This window comes from Pristimantibacillus sp. Z349TD_6, assembly GCF_056173205.1.
Genome location: NZ_CM149662.1, coordinates 5,596,782 through 5,616,984, shown reverse-complemented (window position 1 = coordinate 5,616,984; position 20,203 = coordinate 5,596,782). Strand labels below are relative to the sequence as shown.

General features: G+C 44.3%; 18 protein-coding genes. 15 read left to right on the top strand and 3 right to left on the bottom strand.

Annotated elements, in window-relative coordinates:
• Positions 1 to 43 precede the first annotated feature (43 nt).
• A complete protein-coding gene (locus tag AC0VYE_RS24530; protein ID WP_076270246.1) occupies positions 44 to 769 on the top strand; it encodes a YhcN/YlaJ family sporulation lipoprotein in 726 nt (241 codons plus the stop codon).
• Positions 770 to 1,002: 233 nt separating this feature from the next.
• Positions 1,003 to 2,142 (top strand): hypothetical protein, encoded by a 1,140-nt coding sequence (locus AC0VYE_RS24525; protein ID WP_475443175.1) that lies wholly within the window; start codon positions 1,003 to 1,005, stop codon positions 2,140 to 2,142.
• 56 nt (positions 2,143 to 2,198) lie between these two features.
• On the opposite strand, the gene AC0VYE_RS24520 is transcribed toward AC0VYE_RS24525, so the two are convergent.
• Entirely contained in the window at positions 2,199 to 3,278 is a 1,080-nt protein-coding gene (locus AC0VYE_RS24520; protein WP_076270244.1) for a glycosyltransferase, read from the bottom strand.
• 218 nt (positions 3,279 to 3,496) lie between these two features.
• Between AC0VYE_RS24520 and AC0VYE_RS24515 the strand changes: the two genes are divergently transcribed.
• Together AC0VYE_RS24515 and AC0VYE_RS24510 are read left to right on the top strand one after the other, a co-directional pair.
• Positions 3,497 to 4,243: an NAD(P)-binding domain-containing protein gene (locus tag AC0VYE_RS24515; protein WP_475443174.1), complete on the top strand. Its 747-nt coding sequence runs from the start codon at positions 3,497 to 3,499 to the stop codon at positions 4,241 to 4,243.
• Complete coding sequence (locus AC0VYE_RS24510; protein WP_475443173.1) at positions 4,240 to 5,025, top strand: glycosyltransferase family 2 protein; 786 nt, start codon at positions 4,240 to 4,242, stop codon at positions 5,023 to 5,025. Before AC0VYE_RS24515 ends, AC0VYE_RS24510 begins: the two co-directional genes overlap by 4 nt.
• 31 nt (positions 5,026 to 5,056) lie before the next feature.
• Here the strand turns inward: AC0VYE_RS24510 and AC0VYE_RS24505 are convergent, their stop codons facing one another.
• Positions 5,057 to 5,875 (bottom strand): UTP--glucose-1-phosphate uridylyltransferase, encoded by an 819-nt coding sequence (locus tag AC0VYE_RS24505; RefSeq protein ID WP_475443172.1) that lies wholly within the window; start codon positions 5,873 to 5,875, stop codon positions 5,057 to 5,059.
• A gap of 231 nt (positions 5,876 to 6,106) precedes the next feature.
• Here AC0VYE_RS24505 and AC0VYE_RS24500 point away from each other — a divergent pair, with 231 nt between their 5' ends.
• From AC0VYE_RS24500 to AC0VYE_RS24480, 5 genes are all read left to right on the top strand, one after another.
• The gene (locus tag AC0VYE_RS24500; RefSeq protein ID WP_076270241.1) at positions 6,107 to 6,829 is read left to right on the top strand and encodes a sugar phosphate nucleotidyltransferase; all 723 of its coding nucleotides are present in this window, start codon (positions 6,107 to 6,109) and stop codon (positions 6,827 to 6,829) included.
• A gap of 187 nt (positions 6,830 to 7,016) precedes the next feature.
• Positions 7,017 to 8,195, top strand: a complete 1,179-nt coding sequence (locus tag AC0VYE_RS24495; protein WP_475443171.1) for a glycosyltransferase family 4 protein — start codon at positions 7,017 to 7,019, stop codon at positions 8,193 to 8,195.
• Between the two features lie 225 nt (positions 8,196 to 8,420).
• Positions 8,421 to 9,332, top strand: coding sequence for a CgeB family protein (locus AC0VYE_RS24490; protein WP_475443170.1), 912 nt, complete (start codon positions 8,421 to 8,423; stop codon positions 9,330 to 9,332).
• A 32-nt stretch (positions 9,333 to 9,364) separates the two neighbouring features.
• Entirely contained in the window at positions 9,365 to 10,696 is a 1,332-nt protein-coding gene (locus AC0VYE_RS24485) for a glycosyltransferase family 2 protein (protein ID WP_475443169.1), read from the top strand.
• A gap of 24 nt (positions 10,697 to 10,720) precedes the next feature.
• Complete coding sequence (locus AC0VYE_RS24480; RefSeq protein ID WP_076270237.1) at positions 10,721 to 11,800, top strand: family 6 glucosyltransferase; 1,080 nt, start codon at positions 10,721 to 10,723, stop codon at positions 11,798 to 11,800.
• Between the two features lie 79 nt (positions 11,801 to 11,879).
• On the opposite strand, the gene AC0VYE_RS24475 is transcribed toward AC0VYE_RS24480, so the two are convergent.
• Positions 11,880 to 12,959: a hypothetical protein gene (locus AC0VYE_RS24475; RefSeq protein ID WP_475443168.1), complete on the bottom strand. Its 1,080-nt coding sequence runs from the start codon at positions 12,957 to 12,959 to the stop codon at positions 11,880 to 11,882.
• Positions 12,960 to 13,180: 221 nt separating this feature from the next.
• On the opposite strand from AC0VYE_RS24475, the gene rfbF reads away from it, so the two are divergent.
• From rfbF to AC0VYE_RS24445, 6 genes are read left to right on the top strand one after another with little or no spacing between them, the layout of a single operon-like run.
• Positions 13,181 to 13,972 carry a glucose-1-phosphate cytidylyltransferase gene (gene rfbF / locus AC0VYE_RS24470; protein WP_076270235.1) on the top strand — a complete coding sequence of 264 codons (792 nt, stop codon included), beginning with the start codon at positions 13,181 to 13,183 and terminating at the stop codon, positions 13,970 to 13,972.
• Between the two features lie 10 nt (positions 13,973 to 13,982).
• Complete coding sequence (gene rfbG, locus AC0VYE_RS24465; RefSeq protein ID WP_475443167.1) at positions 13,983 to 15,068, top strand: CDP-glucose 4,6-dehydratase; 1,086 nt, start codon at positions 13,983 to 13,985, stop codon at positions 15,066 to 15,068.
• 13 nt (positions 15,069 to 15,081) lie between these two features.
• Positions 15,082 to 16,002 (top strand): NAD-dependent epimerase/dehydratase family protein, encoded by a 921-nt coding sequence (locus AC0VYE_RS24460; protein WP_475443166.1) that lies wholly within the window; start codon positions 15,082 to 15,084, stop codon positions 16,000 to 16,002.
• A gap of 44 nt (positions 16,003 to 16,046) precedes the next feature.
• The gene (locus tag AC0VYE_RS24455) at positions 16,047 to 17,930 is read left to right on the top strand and encodes a glycosyltransferase family 2 protein (RefSeq protein ID WP_475443165.1); all 1,884 of its coding nucleotides are present in this window, start codon (positions 16,047 to 16,049) and stop codon (positions 17,928 to 17,930) included.
• Between the two features lie 21 nt (positions 17,931 to 17,951).
• Positions 17,952 to 18,632: a putative nucleotide-diphospho-sugar transferase gene (locus AC0VYE_RS24450; protein ID WP_076270231.1), complete on the top strand. Its 681-nt coding sequence runs from the start codon at positions 17,952 to 17,954 to the stop codon at positions 18,630 to 18,632.
• A 14-nt stretch (positions 18,633 to 18,646) separates the two neighbouring features.
• Positions 18,647 to 20,095: a glycosyltransferase family 2 protein gene (locus AC0VYE_RS24445; protein WP_475443164.1), complete on the top strand. Its 1,449-nt coding sequence runs from the start codon at positions 18,647 to 18,649 to the stop codon at positions 20,093 to 20,095.
• Positions 20,096 to 20,203: the final 108 nt, after the last annotated feature.

Genomic DNA, 20,203 nt, shown 5'->3' with positions numbered 1-20,203 from the left:
GAAGGGTCCGGTGCCTAAACAAAACAAGTTGGAGGATGGCTAAATGCGCAAACAAATCGCTGCTTTGTCTGCAGGTGTGTTGCTAAGCACAATGCTGGCAGGCTGCATGGAAAATCACGGTGAGCTTGGAAATAAAGACATCCGCTCGAACAGTATCCGTTATGATGCAAATGGAAATTTATTAAAAAATAAACGATTCGCCGATGACCAAATGAATGAGAAAAATCGAGTAAATGGACGCAGGCTAAACAGCAATAATGTCATCGGCTCGCATAAAAATTATAGAATGCAAATGAATGAAAAAATGGCTAAGGAGATCACAGATTTAGGTGTAGTCAAATCTTCATATGTGATGATAACCGACCATAACGCATACGTCGCTGTTTCATTAGATGAGATTCAGCCTAAGGTTGAATCCAAAATGCTAAGTCGAACAAATAGTGGGTATATGGGGAAAGAGGGCGTGGAGATTAGCCGGCGAATGAGCACCCTGTCTACAGGAAACCATATGCTTACGGCGCAAGTAAAGGAACAAATTGCGAGTAAAGTGAAGCAATTAAATCCGAGCATTGAACATGTATATGTATCAGCTAATCCCGATTTTGTTGGGCGGATGAATGCGTATATGAATGATGTGAAGCTTGGGCATCCTATACAAGGCTATATTGCAGAATTTAATGCGATGGTTGAACGAATTTTTCCAGCGCAGACTGTAGAAAATAAGATGAAGAGCAAAAGCATCAAAGATAGGCGCATGATTTACGACTAAAGGGCAGGTAATCGTAATGAAAATACAAAAAACGGCTGGAGGGTTCCAATCTCTGAGCCGTTTTTATTTTGGAATGGCAATGGGTAAAACTATCAGATGATCTTCACCCTATATTTAGACGGATACTAGGGTTTCCTATGAAACAAGGCAATCATAGGATATGACAGGAGAGGAGATGGTCGTACTGCCATGAATGATAATAGACTAGTTATAGCTAGATTGGGAGAGGCATTATGATTTTTGGGTCGGTTATACATGCAGAGCAAACAGCCAAAGCGATAATGATGGCCAAATCCATTAAGAAACATATGCCTAATGGCAAGGTTATCATTGGTGTGATGGAGGAAACGATGCCTAATGCCGCTGTTGGCTGTCCTTATTTTGATGAGGTCGTGCTCATGAAAGATACGGATGCATACTCCAATATGAAAAAGTTTTTTTTCCAGTACACTCTTCAAGAAGCACAGCGGGCTTGCAAGGCTTTATTGGTGAACTATATATACAAAAAGTATACGAATGAGATAACTATCCATTACTTGGATGCGGATACATGGGTCGTTTCGCCGTTTGAAGAGCTTGCAGACGGTTTCAATCAGCATCCCATTACTTTGATTGGAAAAGTCATTGATCCTGAGTTTCTGGATTTGGACTGTTTGACTGAGGTTAGGAAAAACGGGATCTATGATTCAAGCTTTATGAGCTTTAAACGTCATTCTGTTACGGAAAGCTTCCTGAAATGCTGGCTCAAGCTTAGTGAAAATAATTGTTATTATGATCAGGCGATCCATAATTTTATCGATCAAGGATGGCTGGATCAATCGCACACACTCTTTGATGGTGTCTTTTCCTTGCGTAATGCGGGCTATCAGGTCTCTCACAGCAACCTTATGGAGAGATGGGATATATCCAAAACTGCCTCTCATACGTATTCCATTGGTAATAAACCACTGCGCTCTATTCGAATATCCAATAATTTTGAGCTGGCGATCTCATGGATCGAGCATGAGAAGGGGCAGCTATACGGAGAACTAATCGAAGAATATAGAAATGAATGGATAGAAGTAGAACGAAATACAGCGGCGAGCTCAACCTGGAGCTATAGTCACTTCACTAGCGGAGAAGTGATTGCAGATCAAACGAGAGGAAAGTTTCGCATGCATTACTATGACAATTCTGAAGTTGAAAATCCTTTTTTGCTTTCAAATGGGTACTTTCATTCAGAAGCGTCTAATATGGATGTGGCGGATCAATCGATTCCGTATTCCGAGGACGAACCAGATCGGATAAAGCGTCGAAATAGTACGGTGAAAAAGAGAAGAGCTCGGCGCAAGCTAAGGAAGTTTATCCGTAAAAAACGTCGTCGTTCGAATTGAACTCAGATGGAATGAAAAAAATGCACCCGTTAGCCTAGGTGCATTTTTTTGCATTCTTATTTATTTAATCTTGCACGATGCTTCGTGTAACCAAAGTTTGCTTCAACATATTGAATCGCTCTTCTCACTTGCCTCTCGTAAAGCTCAGAGCTTGACATCAACCGATCGATTTCATTCGTTACATTGGAAGGCTCAGCATAAATGGCGGCTTCGCCAAAAAGCTCCTTGTAGCTTGGAGGAAGAATAACCGGCACGCCAGCAGCCATCGCCTCAAAAATAACGCGGCCAAACGCTTCGACACAATTGGGATGTGTGTAGTAAACAAAGACGTCGAGACCTGCCAAAAAAGACTTTGGCGAACGCTTTCCAAATCCGAGCACATGCCAATTTTGAGGCAGCTTTCCTAATATCCGACGCGGTGTTCTAGCACCGCCAAGAATGTGTATTTCATATTTTGATGAAGCGGGATAAATTTTTAGAAGATCCGTTCGATTGGAAGGCCATTTCACATAAGCATCTCTGGAGTGTCTGCCTATTTTGATCACGCCTCTGTGAGAGGGACGGTTTTTCCGTCTCCACTCCCTCGTATTAATGATGTTGACCCAATCTGCAGAAGCTAATTTAATGTTCTTCAAGTCACCTGCATGGTGCTTAAAAAGCGTTTTTCTCACTTGAGGGCCGATTGGATGCCATGTGCTGGATTTTCCGAAAAATTGTTTGACCCGCTGTTCGCAGCGACTAATGTTATAGACTAACTGGCCGTATCTGCCATAATCCTTTCTTGGGGTTTGATTGACGATGACGTGTATTCTCTTTGCCGATACGTTCGGTTTATATCTTCTTCTTACATGAAGAATTCGTGGATGTCTAATAATTAGAGTATCACAGGTAGCTCTGGCGGTTGTATTTAGCATTCGAATGCTCCGCCCATCGACCATACGCTTGATTTTGGGGTTAATTGTACTTTTTCTACTTCTTGGCTGGCCGGACATGTGAATCAGTCCTGTTGTTAAGCCTGCTCTTTTTTGAGCTTTCATTTCTTCAATGTTGGACGAGGTTGTTCCACCCGGCAATCTAAAGTCAGACATCATAATGACGTCAAAATGTCCACTGCGCTTGCGGTATTTTCCAGCCATCTCGTTACCCCTCTCGAAGCATTTGCTTGCTGCAGATTATCGATAGCATATGCGGCATTTGAAAGGAAGGTATAAGGCGAATACATGGGAAGTGGAAAATTGGGCTGTAATCAAGGTGGCCGCATTTTGTAGCCATACTGTCCAAACTATTAATAAGTTGTTTCATATACTATCTAAGCTGATTAAAAATTACTAGAGAGAAGGCGAGAGATTAGAATATGAGCGATTTGCATAATCATAACGCGAATGAAAAGCAGAGAACGGTAGCTATTGTGGGGCTTGGTTATGTGGGTCTGCCACTTGCTCTGCTTTTTGTTCGCAAGGGTTTTTACGTTGTTGGAGTTGATTTGGATAGAAGAAAAGTAGAGTCTATTCAATCTGGGAAAAGCTATATAAACGAAATAAATGATCAGGATATAGAAGAAGTGAATTTGTCTGCCCGTTTTACCGTTTCAAATGAGTTTCATCTAATGGATGCTACTGAAGCGATCGTTATTTGTGTACCAACGCCTTTAACTATGCATGGAACGCCTGATTTGAGCTATTTGACGCAAGCAGCCAAACAAATCAGCAGCAGACTTAAGCAGCAGCAGCTTGTCATATTGGAAAGCTCAACGTACCCGGGAACTACGAGAGAAGTGCTCCTCCCTGTTTTGAATCAATCCGGGCTTAACGCAGGGATTGACTATCATATCGCTTATTCGCCTGAACGGGTAGATCCCGGAAATAAACATTTTGATGTAGAGAGTATTCCGAAGGTAATCAGCGGCGTAACGCCAGGCTGCTTGGAGCTAAACGCAGAAACACTTTCAAATACAGATTGTGTTATCATTGCTACCGATCATACTTCTTTGCCGCTGCAGCTTGTTTTAGAGCATGCTCCGTTTGTATATGACACCCGAAATGTAGTCAAAGGCATCACGGGCAAATCAAGAATCTTCACGCTCGGAGGCGTCGGATCATGAGAATATCACTAGCTGTTTATGACCGAGTGAAGAGGCATGATGCAGCCGGCATGGATAAGGAGCATTTTTCCGGTCAGGGAAGGATGACCTCAGGTGTATCCATAGTTACAGCAACGAATAAACCCCTCTTTATGCAAAATCTATTCACTAACTTCAAGTGTCAGCAATGGAGGGTGAAGGAGATGATCGTGCTGCTTAATAACGATGGCATGAACATTGAACGTTACAAAAAACAGGCCAGCAGCTTTGGAAATGTATCGATATACAAGCTGCCGGCCAAATGGTCGCTTGGGAAATGCTTAAATTACGGCATAAGCAAAGCCCAATATGAGATTATAGCCAAATTCGACGATGATGATTACTACGCACCAAATTATTTGACTGAGGCGATGCTGCGACTTGAAAAAACGGAAGCGGATCTGATAGGGAAAAATAAGTTTTATATGTACTTTAAGCATTCTTCAAAGCTGATGCTTGCAACGATGCCTAGTAAAAATAGAGTAGCAGGAGCGACGATGCTGTTCAAAAAAAAGTTGTATCCGGACGTTTCTTTCAAACATCTTCGCAAAGGAGCGGATATGAGGTTTCAGAAGGACAGCATCAAAAAAGGCTATAAGCTGGCTTTCACAAGTCCCAGCCATTTTGCAGCAATTAGAAGAGCGAATCAAAAAATGCATACATGGAAGGTTACGAAAAAAACGACTCGATTGCTTCGTGCCAAAAAGATTGCGCAGACGAAGCAATACCGAAGCATAGTCAATCAGAGCAGCAAACAAAAATAAGGATGGCAGCGGCCTATCCTTATTTTTTGCTTTATTGCTTCCGCTTTTTATGGAGCTGGTATGCACGCTGTTGAATTTTCAAGTAGTCAAGCTCAATGCTCGTATCGTACCAGCGTTCCTTGTATACATATCCGATCGCTTTGCGTGTCATGCCCATCTGATTTAAAGCATCGGTTAATTGAATCTCTCCGCCTATTCCGGGTTTCGTTGTTTTTAATAATTCGAAAATGCCAGGTTCAACAATATATCTTCCCATGACCGCGAGCTGGGACGGAGGATCATATGCCGGCTTCTCTACTATGGAAGCAACCTCGTAAATTCGGCGCTGAACTTGAACAGCAGACGCCACGCCGTATTGGGACAACAGCTTGGGGTCAACCGATTGCAGTCCAATGACATTGGTTCTGTGCTTCTCGTAGTTTCGAATCAATGGTAGGAGTAAAGAGTTTTGATGCAGGTTTATTTGATCCGGCAGCATAACAGCAAAGGGCTCGTTTGCAGCAAATGATTGTCCAAGCGAAACGGCATGCCCAAGACCGAGTGCTTCATATTGACGAATATATTGAATATTGACTTTGGAGGGAGCAATTGTAGGCAGCATGCTTTCTTTGTGAATCGTACGCAAATGCGCCTCCAGCTCCATCGAACGGTCAAAGTAGTTCATAATTTCTGTCTTATTGCGAGATAATATAATTAAAATGTCGGTAATTCCTGCATCGATTGCTTCTTTAACTACATAGTCGATTGCGGGTCTGTTTCCAATGGGAAACAATTCTTTGGGTATAGCCTTGGTTATGGGTAAATTGCGAATTCCATAGCCTGCGGCAGGAATAATCGCTTTTCGAATCAATTGCATCACCTCTAGTTTTGATTGTCTCTCTAAATCTAGTTTATTAATAAAATATAGATTTGAAGCTTGTCCTTCTTAAAAAAGGCAGCCGTACAAGCCCCTTTATCGTTATGATTTTTGATCAACAACGTCCAAATCTTAGCGCATGTGGTTATCCATCCACTCTTAAATCTTTTAAATTCATATACTTATAAGGGAGTTTCAGTAGAGTGAGGGGAGGTGGACTGCTGGATGAAAGGCGTTATACTGGCTGGCGGGTCAGGTACGAGACTTTATCCGCTAACGAAATTTATGAACAAGCATCTATTGCCAGTCGGAAAGCATCCTATGATATATTATGCGATAAAAAAGCTGGCGGATGCAGGGATTAAAGATATTTTGCTCGTTATAGGAAAACAATCAGCGGGCTTGTATGTTGATTTTTTGGGGAGCGGCCACGAATGGGGCGTAAATCTCGTTTTTAGAGTGCAGGATCAGTTTGGCGGTGTTGCTGAGGCATTGGCTTTGGCAGATGGGTTCGTATCTGCGGATGAAAAATTTGTCGTTTTGCTAGGAGACAATTTGTTCGAGGATTCATTATCTGAATATATGGTTTCTTTTGAAGCATCATCGGAAGAGGCGAAGGTATTACTTAAGAGAGTAGCGGATCCAGAAAGATTTGGCGTTCCGAGAATGGAAGGCGGGCGTATTGTATCCATTGAGGAGAAACCTTCGAATCCCGGCTCTAATTATTGTGTAACGGGTATTTATATGTACAACGCCGATGTTTTTAATGTAATCAAGACACTGCGCCCTTCGGGGAGAGGGGAGCTTGAAATTACCGATGTAAACAACTTTTATGCGGCGAGGGGGACACTCAAGCACAGCATCTTGAAAGGGTGGTGGCATGACGCGGGTACGTTCACTTCGCTGCAGGAAGCGGGATTGCGTCTAGCGGATGAGAAAACAGAATAGTAGGCCAGCTAGACTGCGACATGACCTGTGTCCCAGTCTATATTTTTGCAACGATTAGGAGAGATGAAACTTCATGGTAACAGACGCCGTGGCGGTAAAAAGGATCAAACATACTATGAGATAGGGTTGAATGCATAGAGTCACCAAGTATACCGCCATTACAGATATAAGGGAAGGAAAAAAGATTATGAAATTGAAAAATCTTAAGGTCCGACCTAAGATGATGCTGAAGCCAAAAAGGAGAATTGGTAGAAAAAGCCGCTTGGTCAAAAAAGGAAGGAAAGATTGGCGGGCAGGATCGATAAGCAGCCAGTCAGAAGGCTACAAAGCTGGATGGAAAGACGGCTATCGCGACGGCCGCTGGATTGCTGTAGTAGGCGGCGTCTGTAAGCCGAAAATTGCATACGTCATCCCAGGATGCTCCATTTCCGGTGGTGTAGCGGTTATTCTTCAGCATGCCAACCGCCTGAAGCAGCGCGGTTATGATGTCGTATTAGTTTCCCTGGATGGAAATACGCAGGTTAGCTGGCATCCTGTTGAGGTGCCCATCGTCACAGAATCCCGCGCTCCTGCGGATCGAGATATTGTGATTGCGACCTTTTGGGCTACACTCGGCGCTGCAAGAAGAATAGAAGCAAAGAAAAGGTTTTATTTCATTCAATCGGATGAATCCAGATTTTATTCGCCATCGTCGGAGCAATCGAAGCTGGCCTATCAAACGTACAAAACGAATGATTTTACGTTTCTGACGATGGCAGGTTGGTTGCAGCGCTGGCTACAGCGTACGTTTAATAAGCAAGCGATCTATATTCCTAACGGACTCGATACCTCACTTATGTATGAGGCAGAGCCGCTTGCACCAAAAGGCAACAAAGTTAGAGTATTGCTCGAGGGCCCCATTAACGTTCCTTACAAAGGAATGAGCGATGCTTTTGCGGCAGTGCGAGATTTGAACTGTGAGGTTTGGTGTGTCAGCTCGTCGGGGCGTCCCGCTGCATCATGGCGCTGTGACCGCTTCTTTGAGAGTGTGTCCTATGAAACGATGAAGCATATTTACTCTAGCTGTGATATTTTGCTCAAAATGAGCAGGGTTGAAAGTTTCCTCTATCCTCCACTTGAGATGATGGCTTGCGGAGGCGTTCCAGTCGTTGCTGATGTAACGGGGACGGATGAATATCTGGTCAATCATTATAATAGCTTGGTCATTCCAAATGACATTAGAGCAGCAGCGAATGCAGTACAAAGTTTGATAGCAGACAAGTCTCTGCGCGAACACCTAAGAGCTGGCGGGAGCGAGACGGTAAAGAAGTGGGAATGGGATCGAAGCATAGATTTGTTGGAGCAAGCGCTAATTAGAAATGTATAGACAGTATTCGTTACAGAAAGAGGTGAGATACTTCTGAAGCAGAAACGGAAAATAAACATTTCAGCAGCAAGCGAGTGGGATGCGGGACGCGAATCTGGCTGGAAGCATGGTTACCATGTGGGTACCTGTGAAGCGTTAATTCAGAAAATACCGAGGTCCGCAAGCATGCTGCGATCTCTGCGAGTATTATATGTTCGTGCGGGATTAAGAGGCCCTTTTCCAGATATGGACCAGGCGGTTACGGATGCTCTCAGAGGTATGGTCAGCGAGCTGATCATCGCATCTCCATCCGATAATCTTATTGATCTGGCAAGCAGGAGAAGACCGGATTTAGTGCTCGTATTGCATGGCACTCAGGTGCCCGTCCACCAAATAAAAGGCATTCGGTCGATCGGCATCAAAACAGCGATATGGCTCGTCGATGAGCCCTATGTAACCGATGTTACAACGGTCATTGCCCCGCAGTATGAATGGTTATTTACCCATGAGCTGGCTGCTATTCCAATGTATAGGCAGCTCGGCTGTCAGGTTCATTATTTGCCGCTGGCAGTTAACCCAGCCGTGTATAAGCCCAAATATGTACCCGCTCATTATCAAAGCGATATTTGCTTTATTGGGAATGCCTTTCATAACAGAGTGAGATTAATAGATCGAATTGCTCCTGCCCTAGCCCTGCGTGATACAAGAATTATCGGCTTGTTCTGGAAAAGGCTTAAGCGTTACAAAAGCCTAAGCAAAGGCATCCGCATTTCTTGGATCAGCTCAGAAGAAGCAGCGAGCTATTACAATGGCGCCAAGATTGTTATCAATATTCATCGTTCCCATGACGACAAGGTGCATAACAAAAATAGCCGCAACCTTCCCGGCTTGTCGATCAACCCTCGTACGTATGAAATTGCGGCTGCCGGAGCTTTTCAGCTTACAGATGTTCGTCAGGACTTAAGCGATTTTTATGTACCGGGAACTGAGCTTGAAACGTACTCTTCACCAAATGAGCTGGCTGATAAAATTGCCTATTACCTGCAGAACGAGCAAAAGAGAAACCAAATCGCATTAAGAGGATTTATAAAAACGCTGGAGCAGCATACCTACGAGAAGCGGCTCAGCCAGCTGCTTCAAATCGTCTTTCCATCATGATAGCTAAACAAGAGCGTGGGAGGTGAATCGAGATGCGCAAGCGATATCCGCGCAGGCGTATAAAAGCAGTCCGTAAAATAAAGCGAACCAACTTTCAAGCGAGCTATGCGGCTGGTTATCGGGATGGCAGGGCGAGTGGAGCAGCAAGCTATCAGCAGCCTTTTGAAGGCACAAGCATTATTATTCCAACCTACAACCAGTTGAACTATTTACGAAATTGCATAGAAAGCATTCATAAATATACGCCGCAGTCTTACGAAATCATCATTATTGATAATGGCTCAACAGATGGAACGGCTCCCTATTTGAAGTCGCAGGCAGGGCGATTGCGCTATAAAATTTTTCAAGAGAACTTAGGTTTTTCCGGCGGCGTCAATCAAGGCCTGATGATGGCAAAAGGTACGTCGATTCTCATTCTTAACAATGATACGATCGTGACGAAAAACTGGCTGTCGAATTTATTGTCGTGCTTGAACAGCAGCCCGTCGATTGGTCTTGTTGGTCCGGTAACCAATTATTTGTCGAATGATCAAAAGATTGATGTCAGCTACAAAAACATGAAAGAAATGCAGCAGTTTGCCCAAAATTACAATCATATTAACCCAGTACGATGGAGAAAAACGAATGCCATAATGGGCTTTTGCTTGCTGTTATCCAGAGAGGTGCTTCAGAGAGTCGGGTATATGGATGAGGGATATGTCATTGGGACCTGCGAGGATGTAGACTTTTATCTTCGGATACAATTGCTTGGTCTGGATCTAGTCATTGCGGAGGATACATTCATTCATCATTATGGCAGTGTGACGATGCGTTCGTTTCTGGACGCTTCCTTGCTTAATAACGCTTTTTTTCGTGAAAAATGGGGCGACTGGGATCAGATCAGCAGGCTGGAGTCGGTAATGAACTCGGCATCCCCTAATGAAAAGAGAAAAGGAACAAACTTTTACCCTAGCCATATCGTTGTTAAAGGAACCGATTCGAATGTGTATTGGGTAGAAAATGGATATCGATATATCGTGCGGTCTTCAGACTTAATGCATGTGGATGCAGTAAGATTGCCGCAGCTTGATTTATGGAACTGGCCGATAGGAGGGGACATTTCGATTGCAGTGCTGCAGCAGAGAATAGCTGCATTATCGGCGCTCACAACCAATTTCGCTGAAGGCAGTTTAGTGAAAACGCAGGACGGCGAAATGTACCAGATTATACAGGGCAAGCTGCACCGGATGACGACAAAATATGCTTATAAGGCATGGGGACTGGAGCAGCGTTATGTTCGTCCTTTAACGCAGGCCGACAAAAACCAGTATTCGGAAGGCTTCCCTATTATAGCTCCTCCGATCATTAAGGCCAATAATATATAATTTCAAGTTTAGGAGGACGGTAGCATGCTGACGAAACGAAAAAAAAGTACAGCCATTAAAAAAACGAGCGTAAAAAAAACGTTGAAAACCGGCGGGAAATTAAGCAGCCGCAAAAACAAGTATGGTGTCAAAAAGGGGAAACGGCGCGGTAAAACATTAAAAAAGGGCTTGAGGAGCGGTGCAAGAGGGAGAAAAAGAAGCGGTCCGTTTCACACGGGTTATGAGCAAGGGTATAGAGAAGGGCATTCGAAAGGTTTTGAGGATGCGCATCAAGAGTCTTATATGACCAATCAAGGTGCTGTCCTCTCGCAAGCACAGCCAGATAGCGCAAATGCATCGCCTTATCTGACTACACAAATGCCGAGTGAAGCGGAAATTGCGAGCGTAGCCGGATCACGAATCGGGATTCTTTATATATGCACAGGGAAATACAGTATATTCTGGGAAAACTTCTATCGGAGCGCCGAAGCTTATTTCTTGCCGGGCTACCAGAAAAACTATTATGTATTCACAGATGCCGATCACATCGTTGATGAAGAGAGATCAAACATTTTGAAGATTCCTCAGGATAATCTTGGATGGCCGGGCAATACGCTGCTGCGATATGCGATGTTTAGAAACGTATTGCATCAGCTGCAGCAGGAATGTGATTTCGTATTTTTCTTTAATGCCAATATGCAATTCGTTGATGTCGTAAGAGAAGAAATATTGCCGATGCATGAGGGCATCGTTGCGGTTCAACATCCAGGCTTCTACAATAAAGCGCGCCACGAGCTTGATTATGAGAAAAATCAACAAAGCTTAGCCTATATTCCAGAGGGCGAAGGAAGCTACTACTATATGGGTGGGTTGAACGGCGGCCGAACGGAGCACTATACGAATCTTATTCGTGTTCTGGATGAAAATATTAGAACAGATATGAATAATGGGATCAATGCCGTTTGGCATGACGAATCTCATTTAAATAAATATTTAATCGACAAATCTCCTAAAGTGATGAATCCATCCTATGGTTACGTGGAGGGCCAGCAGCTTCCGTTTCCAATGAAAATATTAATTCGCGATAAAAACAACTTCGGCGGCCATAGCTTTTTGAGAAGCTAGCGGCATAAAAAAACGTAAGCGTTCGGGTTTTTCCGAGCTGCTTACGTTTTTTTGTGTGGATGAATGACAGGAGCAGCTATTAAAAGATGTCTACCTGCTCGTGGCATGCGGCTGGGATATAGTTCGCATATTTGTTTACGTTTATACGATCACCGTTCTCAAATAACAAAGCAAGCTCTTGCGGCGAGTTTTCCTTATTGCTTCCTGCGCGGTTGTCATACACATTCTGAACGACGTTGAGCGGGTTGCAAAACGCTAAGGATACTTCGCTGCATGCTAGAAATTGGCGTCCCTCAGACAGCTCCTGCGCACGTCCTGCCATACATCCTTCAAGTGTATTGGGGTTAGAGAAATCCAAGTTTTTCAGATGCGGAAGAAGATTAGTTGTGCGGTATACCGAGCTGGAAACTTCAATCGGATAACCGAATTCATACTGCGCCGATGTCCAGTCAAACTTGCGATAGCCATACTCGATAATGTGGTGCCATGGAATAGACTGTTCGGCACTCATCGTATAGCAGTAACGGATGTTTGGTCCCAGTCTTAAGGAAAAGCCAATCAAATCGTTGTGTGCAGCTAATGTGTTCATGACGGACTGCAACGTGAAATCGCGAACGAACATGCAATCATCCACGATGAATAGAACATAGGCATAGGGTTCCATCGAAGCGATAACCTGCTCTTTGAATTGCTCCTCTTTAATAAATTGCACCATCGGGTATTCGTTTTTGAGTTGTTCATATTGTGATTCATAAAAATCGCTCGATGTCTTGTAAAGGACCCTCATGTGAAAATTGGAAATATCGAGGGCATGCAAATAAAGCGATCGCAGTGCTGCATCCAGCTGGAGGGCTCGATCCTTGCTGAAAATAATACCCGTCAACGGTATTAAAATAGGCGCTGCCCCTCCGTCGCTTGGTTGTTCAACAAGAGAAGAGGCAGGAGCAGTAGGAGCTATTGGAGCAGCTGGTGCTTTACGGGCGAGGATGCCGCGCTTCCATCCTCTTGCTCGTTTGTTTATTCGATTTGACCGCAGCAGCTTCTTTCCCTTGCGAGAAGCTCTGCGACGCGTATTTGCGGACGTACGATTTGTTTTTTTACTTTGTCGTTTCATCCGCTTATTCGCAGCTGGTTTTCGTTTGACAACGGTTTGAGACAAACGTTATACCTCCTTATTTTCAAGAAACCTCGTTCAATGTATTCTATGTGGATAATTTGGCATGGTACGGGCAATTGATAGTCATGGAGCGCCTGTATTCCATTGCTTGATCGCATCTATTAAATTTTCACAGACTGGGTATTCATCAGAACAACAAACTATCGAATGAATAAACATAGGAAGATGGCAAAGTATATTTGAGAGAAAGAGAGGATGTTTCTATGCGGACGATAGATAAAAATACGAAAGTGGTCATTCTAGCAGGCGGGTTCGGCACTAGAATAAGCGAGGAGTCGCTCATGAAGCCAAAACCGATGATCGACATTGGGGATAAGCCAATCTTATGGCATATCATGCAAACCTATGCGCATTACGGCTTTACGAATTTTGTGATTTGTTTGGGCTACAAAGGTTATTTCATCAAAGAATATTTCTATCATTATTTTTTGCATCACTCGGATGTGACCTTTGATTTATCGAATCGAAACGAAATGACAATTCATGAATCTTCCATTGAACCGTGGAAAATCACGTTGGTCGACACCGGCAAAGAAACGATGACGGGCGGCAGGCTAAAACGAGTTCAGCCGTATTTAGGAAACAAGACTTTTATGCTGACATACGGCGACGGGGTTTCGGACATCGATATTGGCAAGCTGACAGCTTTTCACTGCTCTCATAACAAGCTGGCTACAGTAACGGCTACGCAGCCAAGCGGCAGATTTGGCGCTCTCGATATAAAGGACAGCAATAAGGTCATTGATTTTATGGAGAAACCGAAAGGCGACGGGAGCTGGATTAATTCAGGTTTTTTCGTAATGGAACCGCAGCTGCTTGATTATATTGAAGGCGATCATACAAATCTAGAGATGGACTGCATGCAGAAGATAGCTAATGATGGACAGCTTATGGCTTATAAGCATGAGGGGTTCTTTCAGCCGATGGATACGCTTAGAGATAAAAACTATTTAGAAGATTTATGGAAATCAGGAAAAGCGCTATGGAAAAAATAAAGGAGTGTCCATGATGAATCCAAGCTTTTGGCGTAATAAAAAAGTGTTCATTACTGGACACACCGGCTTTAAAGGCAGCTGGCTTTGCTTGTGGCTGGCAGCGATGGGCGCCAAGGTGACTGGTTATGCGTTAGCGCCGCAGCAGCAGCCTAATTTATATGAGCTTTGCAATATCGATGCGATGATTCAATCCGTTACCGGCGATATTAGAGATTCAGCAAGGCTGAGCAAGGTTTTGTTAGCTGCTGAGCCTGATATCGTTATTCATATGGCAGCTCAAGCTCTGGTTAAGCCCTCCTACGAAATGCCTGCTTATACTTTTGAAGTCAACATCATGGGTACGGTTAATCTTCTTGATGCGGTAAAGCTTGCTGTGGAGAGTGGAGCGGGCATTAAGGCGGTTGTTAATGTAACGACAGATAAAGTGTATGAAAATAAAGAATGGGCATGGGGCTACAGGGAGAGCGATAGGCTGGGCGGTTATGATCCATATTCAAACAGTAAAGCTTGCTCGGAGCTTGTTACATCCTCTTATCGCAATTCCTTCTTTCATAGCAAGGATGAGAAGGTTCACGGTGTCGGCATTGCAACGGCAAGAGCGGGCAATGTCATCGGGGGCGGAGACTTCGCTCAGAATCGATTAGTTCCAGATATGGTTCGTGCCTTCATGGACGGCAGTGCGGTAAGCATTAGAAACCCTCTTGCGATAAGGCCTTGGCAGCATGTACTTGAACCTTTAAGCGGATATTTGCTGCTTGCAGAGAAACTTTATACGAACGGATCAGAGTATGCGGAAGGCTGGAATTTCGGGCCTCGCGATGAGGATGCACGGCCGGTAGGCCTGGTTGTAGAACAACTTGGTGCGAAATGGGGCGGCGTAGTGGTGCATACGGATACAGGCAAGCACCCGCATGAAGCCCATGAGCTGAAGCTGGACTGTTCGAAGGCACAGCGGCGCTTAGGCTGGAAACCAAGATGGAGCCTTGATCAGGCTCTGGATAAGGTCGTTGAGTGGACGCTTGCCTATCAAGGCAACGAAGATGTTCGGCAGGTTTGTTTGAAGCAATGGCATGAATATGCCGGGAAAACAAGCTGAGGGGGGGACATCGATGATAGATAGAAATTCCCATGCAGCCTTAACCGCTTTAGTCACCGGAGCCACGGGTTTTATTGGCTCACACCTCGTTCGAAAGCTTTTGGCGGAAGGGGGGAAGGTGCACATTATCGCTAGAAATGATTCGAGCCTTAAGCAACTGGAGGATGTCCAGGGTGCTATCACCATACATCGGCATGATGGAACGATTGACAGTATGTTCGCAATTGTCGAGTCTGCTAAGCCCGATCTTGTTATTCATTTAGCATCCTTCGCCACAGTTACGTATGCGCCAAGACAAGTAGAAGAGATGCTGACAAGCAATATTATTTTCGGTACGCAGCTAGTGGAGGCGATGTTGTCGCAGCACGTTTATGCCTTCATTAATACGGGAACCTTCTCGCAGCATTTTGACAATAAGCTTTATAGTCCAAAATCGCTGTATGATGCCTCAAAACAAGCGTTTACGGATATTTTAGCTTATTATTGTGAATCGTCGCCGTTACGTGTAATTACGCTGGAGCTGTTCGATAATTACGGTCCAAACGATACGAGATCCAAAATCATTTCGTTGCTGCTGAAGGCAGGGAAGGAACAAAAACCGCTTGCGATGTCACCTGGAGAGCAGCTGATTGATATTGTACACATTGATGATGTTGTTGAAGCTTATATGCTCGCAGCCCAGCAGCTGCTAAATGAAGGGGCAGTTAAGAACGAGGTTTATTCCGTATCTTCACAGCAGCCCATTCCACTAAAGGAGTTGGCGGGCATTATCGAAAAAATAATGGATGTACCGTTACAGGTGAATTGGGGAGGACGACCCTACCATCCGCGAGAAATTATGATTCCATGGAACAAGGGGGCAGTCATGCCGAAGTGGAAGCCAAAAATAACATTAGAGGAGGGAATTAAAAGATTAATAGAGCAGCAGCAATAGGAATGAGAATAGCTTGCTGCTAAAAATGAGGAGGGTAAATAAAGATGAGAATTTTGCTTTGTTATGAGGCGGATGAGGCAGCTGCGGGCAGTAAGGCAGCCGGTCAGCTCACCGCTGCGCTCCATGATTTACTCGCTCCAATAGGCGCAGTAACGCTGTTCAATGCCTCATTTTTTGATGAGCGGATAGTGCAAGGTCAAAGCTACGATCTGTATGTAGGCGGCCCCTATCATCTCTTGCGTATAAAAGGGCTATGCCATATAAAGAAAAGCATATTGATAACGACAGGGTTGCACCCACATGAGATCAACCACAGCACGACTAGATTAAAGGCTGGCCATAACCTGCCAGATGATGTTTTCCATGAGACTGCTGCACCGAATGTTGACGAGCTGGAACAGTCTATCAAACTAGCTGATTTCATAATCGGAATCGGAAATATTGAAACTTACAATTCTTACATCAAACGCGGACTGCCAAAATGGAAAATAAAAATGCTGTTAGGCGGGATTGCTGCTTTAGATCAGCCCAATACGTTGCCATCTTCGGAAAGTGTAAAAACGGGGCAAAGAAGAGTGTACACGTATAGCGCTCCAAAACTCGGATTAAACAATGGTTTTGAAGCCGTCTTTCTACTCTTCTCGAGTTCAGATATCGCGAGTCAAAATTTGGAGCTGCATGTTGTGGGGCAGCCTGCAAATAAGTTTTTCAACAATAGGCTGCTGCAATTAAAAGCTGTGCTCGGCGATAAGCTGTTTGTTCACAGGGATGAGCTTAATGAAGCCCAGAGCGCAGAGCTGCTCTCAAACACTGATTTTATCGTTTACCCCTCGTTAGGCCAATATGATTCTACGATTTTACAGGGACTAATTAACGGCGCTATACCGCTTGTCACCGCGCAGTCCGGCATCGATTTTTCACCCATCGGAGTATTCGACCCATTGGATCATTTGCAGCAAAAACAGCTGCTGCAGCGCACGCTTCAGCTGAGCGATCAAGAGATTGTGTACTGGAAAAAGAAGACGATTGAATATGTAAAGGAATATCACCTTCCTTATAAGCAGGTGCTGGATAAGACGATTAAGGATTGCCTGAACGGGAATTTATATCCGAAAATAAGCATTACGCTGCCTGTTTTCAATAAAGAAGCTACGATTGTTCCCCTAATAGCGGAGCTGCACCGTGCTGTGAGCGAATATAAAAATGCTGAACTCCGCATTATTTTCGATGGCTGCTACGATCAAAGCGAATATGTGGTGAAGCAATTTTTTCAGACCGTTCAAGTGGATTACAGTATTGCTTATGAAACGACGCCAAACATTTTTGAGATTAAAACGAACAACATCGGCTTAAAAAAATCATCAGGTGCTTATTGCGTCATTTTGCAGGATGACAATTATGTTTACGATAAAAATATCTTTTACGAGGTTGTACAGTTTATGGACAAAAATACGAGTTGTGCCATTGTCGGCTGCTTATCCGGCGTTAACTTTTACCCGAGAGGAACGATGCTTAGCGGACCTGGGCAAATCTCATGTTCTGCAAACGAGGTGTATTGGAGGCAGGATGAGAAAGCAGATCCGAATTTGAAAAATCGTGTTTTTGAAGTGGATGCTTGCATGCGCGGACCGCTCGTCATTCGAAAATCATTTTTGGAGCAATATGGATACTTGGATGAATGCTACGCGCCTTTGTATCAAGACGACATGGATATTTGCTTTCGGGCTAAGCATTACGGCTATAAGGTGTATTGCATGATGTCTGATGTAGAGAACCGTTCTTTGACAATGGCCCATTACGATACAGGGATGAGCAGGATGTTCCAGGAGGTGATGGAGCGAAATACGAATATTTTTTATGCAAGATGGACGCCGAGTACAAACAAAGATTATGCATGGATTCATCGAACTCGCGTTGATGGATCATAGGTTAGAAGGAAGTGGTCAAAAATGATTTATTTAGTAAGTTTTGCATCGCCGGAATTTCAATCCTATCAAGATAGATTAAACGCGACTGCGCTGCAATTTGGCGTTGATCGTGTCATTTCATATCATCCAAGCGATCTCGAAGGAACGGCTTTTGCTCGTAAGAATGCAGCAATTTTTCAGCATGAGAAAGGCTTTGGCCTATGGTGCTGGAAGCCGTACATTTTACTGGACTCTTTATCGAAAATGGAAGAAGGAGCGCTGGTGCTCTATTCGGATGCGGACACGCGGTTTACCAGTCCACTGTATCCGCTATTTGCCCACTGCGCCGATAACGGCGGATTTGCTTTTTTTAAAACAGCCTATTATTTAAATAAAAGCTGGACAAAAAGAGACAGCTTCGTGCTCATGCAGTGCGACAGCTCGGGTTATTGGGAAGCGGAGCAGGTTTGGGCTGGATTTTTTATGTTTTACAATAATGAGAAAAGCAGAAGCCTTTTAGAAGAATGGCTGTTTTATTGCCAAGATTATAAAGTGATTTCGAATGCAGAAAATAGCAGCGGCCTGCCGAACTTCCCGGAATTTATCGATCATCGTTACGACCAGTCGATTCTTTCGCTGTTGACGGTTAAATATAGCTTGCCAGTGACAAAGGATATGTATCATTACTTTATGTTGCCAGACAGGAAAGTTACACCAGAATGAAAGGAGCTTGCCCGATGAATGTGAAGGTCAGCATAGTAATTCCGTGCTTGGATGAGGGTAGATTTATTGAACAAACCATCGATTCCTGCTTAGCTTCTTCCTATTCGGAGATTGAAGTAATCGTCGTGGATTATGGATCAACAGAGCCAGCGACAATCGATCTATTAAATCGTTTAAATAAACCAAAGACGAGAGTCATTTATGAGCGGGGTAGCGGACTCCCAGCTGCGAGGAATGCGGGGATTAAGGCAGCACAGGGCGACTTCATCGTATCGCTGAATGCAGATGATTTGCTCCATAACAGCTTTCTTGAGAAGGCGATTCGCCTGCTTGAGCAAAATCCAATGGCAGGCATTGCTTCGCCAGGCTATCATACTTTCGGGGCTGTTCATTATAGCTGGGAGCCGCCGGTCTTTCATTTTGGCCGCTTGTTAGCTGAAAATATTATATGCATAAGCGCTCTCTTTCGGAAGCAGGCTTGGCTTGAAGCTGGCGGCTATAACGAGGGGATGACGGATGGTTATGAGGATTGGGACTTTTGGATTTCGCTTTCGAAAAAGGGCTGGACCAGTATAGCTGTAAATGACGCCCCGCTGGCTTATCGTGTATTAAGCGCCGATTCCGATGGTTCCAAGCATGATCTGCTCAGTAAACAAATTGTGAGTAACCATCCAGAGCTGTTTCATGAAAACCGATTGGATAAGCTATGGCTCAGCTGGCTGCGCGACGAATGGGAGGTTAGGAGAATGCTGCGCAGGCGGCTTGGTCAAGATATTGAGCTCGCGCCAATCGTAAGCATCGTTATTCCCTGTTACAATTACGGCCAATATGTGGAGGAGGCCGTAGATTCTTGCTTAAACTCGACCTTTCAAGAGATTGAAATTATTGTCGTAAATAACGGCTCTACTGACCCCTACACGATCGATGTTCTGCAACGCCTTCAGCGGCCAAAAACGAGAGTCATTCATGTGCAGACGAATATCGGTCTGCCGTATGGACGAAACGTTGGCATAAGCGAAGCAAGAGGGAAATATATATTGCCCCTTGATGCGGACGATAAAATACAGCCTACTTTAATTGAGAAGGCTTACCGCATATTAGAAGCGAGACCGGAGGTTGGGTTCGCGACTGTCGGCTTAGAGTATTTCGGCGATCAATCGTGGGTTTGGATTCCGCCCGAATTTGATTTTAACCGCTTGCTTTCTGAAAATATTGTTTGTGTCACCTCGCTTGTTCGCAAAAATGCTTGGTTATCAGTAGGCGGTTACAATGAAGCGATGATACACGGCTATGAGGATTGGGATTTCTGGATTTCGTTATGCGAGAGGGGCTGGCGTGGGACTGCCATTCATGAAGCCTTGTTATTATACCGGCGTCATGGCCATTCGTTGTCCTATGATGCGGGACAGAAGCATGCGATGATTGTTCAGCAAATACGAGCGAATCATCCGAGCTTATACTGAAACAGCGACATGGTTGAAAGAACGATGAAGATGCCCTAAGGCTTTTGTCCAAACCATCTGCATCTATCATTCATTGTATAGTAGTGAGTGTGTAGAAGGAGGCGGGAA

Excerpts from the sequence above, each read along its gene's own strand:
- AC0VYE_RS24530 (WP_076270246.1), top strand. The coding sequence starts at position 44 with ATGCGCAAACAAATCGCTGCTTTGTCTGCAGGTGTGTTGCTAAGCACA.
- AC0VYE_RS24525 (WP_475443175.1), top strand. The coding sequence starts at position 1,003 with ATGATTTTTGGGTCGGTTATACATGCAGAGCAAACAGCCAAAGCGATA.
- AC0VYE_RS24520 (WP_076270244.1), bottom strand. The coding sequence starts at position 3,278 with ATGGCTGGAAAATACCGCAAGCGCAGTGGACATTTTGACGTCATTATG.
- AC0VYE_RS24515 (WP_475443174.1), top strand. The coding sequence starts at position 3,497 with ATGAGCGATTTGCATAATCATAACGCGAATGAAAAGCAGAGAACGGTA.
- AC0VYE_RS24510 (WP_475443173.1), top strand. The coding sequence starts at position 4,240 with ATGAGAATATCACTAGCTGTTTATGACCGAGTGAAGAGGCATGATGCA.
- AC0VYE_RS24500 (WP_076270241.1), top strand. The coding sequence starts at position 6,107 with ATGAAAGGCGTTATACTGGCTGGCGGGTCAGGTACGAGACTTTATCCG.
- AC0VYE_RS24495 (WP_475443171.1), top strand. The coding sequence starts at position 7,017 with ATGAAATTGAAAAATCTTAAGGTCCGACCTAAGATGATGCTGAAGCCA.
- AC0VYE_RS24490 (WP_475443170.1), top strand. The coding sequence starts at position 8,421 with ATGGACCAGGCGGTTACGGATGCTCTCAGAGGTATGGTCAGCGAGCTG.
- AC0VYE_RS24485 (WP_475443169.1), top strand. The coding sequence starts at position 9,365 with ATGCGCAAGCGATATCCGCGCAGGCGTATAAAAGCAGTCCGTAAAATA.
- AC0VYE_RS24480 (WP_076270237.1), top strand. The coding sequence starts at position 10,721 with ATGCTGACGAAACGAAAAAAAAGTACAGCCATTAAAAAAACGAGCGTA.
- rfbF (WP_076270235.1), top strand. The coding sequence starts at position 13,181 with ATGCGGACGATAGATAAAAATACGAAAGTGGTCATTCTAGCAGGCGGG.
- rfbG (WP_475443167.1), top strand. The coding sequence starts at position 13,983 with ATGATGAATCCAAGCTTTTGGCGTAATAAAAAAGTGTTCATTACTGGA.
- AC0VYE_RS24460 (WP_475443166.1), top strand. The coding sequence starts at position 15,082 with ATGATAGATAGAAATTCCCATGCAGCCTTAACCGCTTTAGTCACCGGA.
- AC0VYE_RS24455 (WP_475443165.1), top strand. The coding sequence starts at position 16,047 with ATGAGAATTTTGCTTTGTTATGAGGCGGATGAGGCAGCTGCGGGCAGT.
- AC0VYE_RS24450 (WP_076270231.1), top strand. The coding sequence starts at position 17,952 with ATGATTTATTTAGTAAGTTTTGCATCGCCGGAATTTCAATCCTATCAA.
- AC0VYE_RS24445 (WP_475443164.1), top strand. The coding sequence starts at position 18,647 with ATGAATGTGAAGGTCAGCATAGTAATTCCGTGCTTGGATGAGGGTAGA.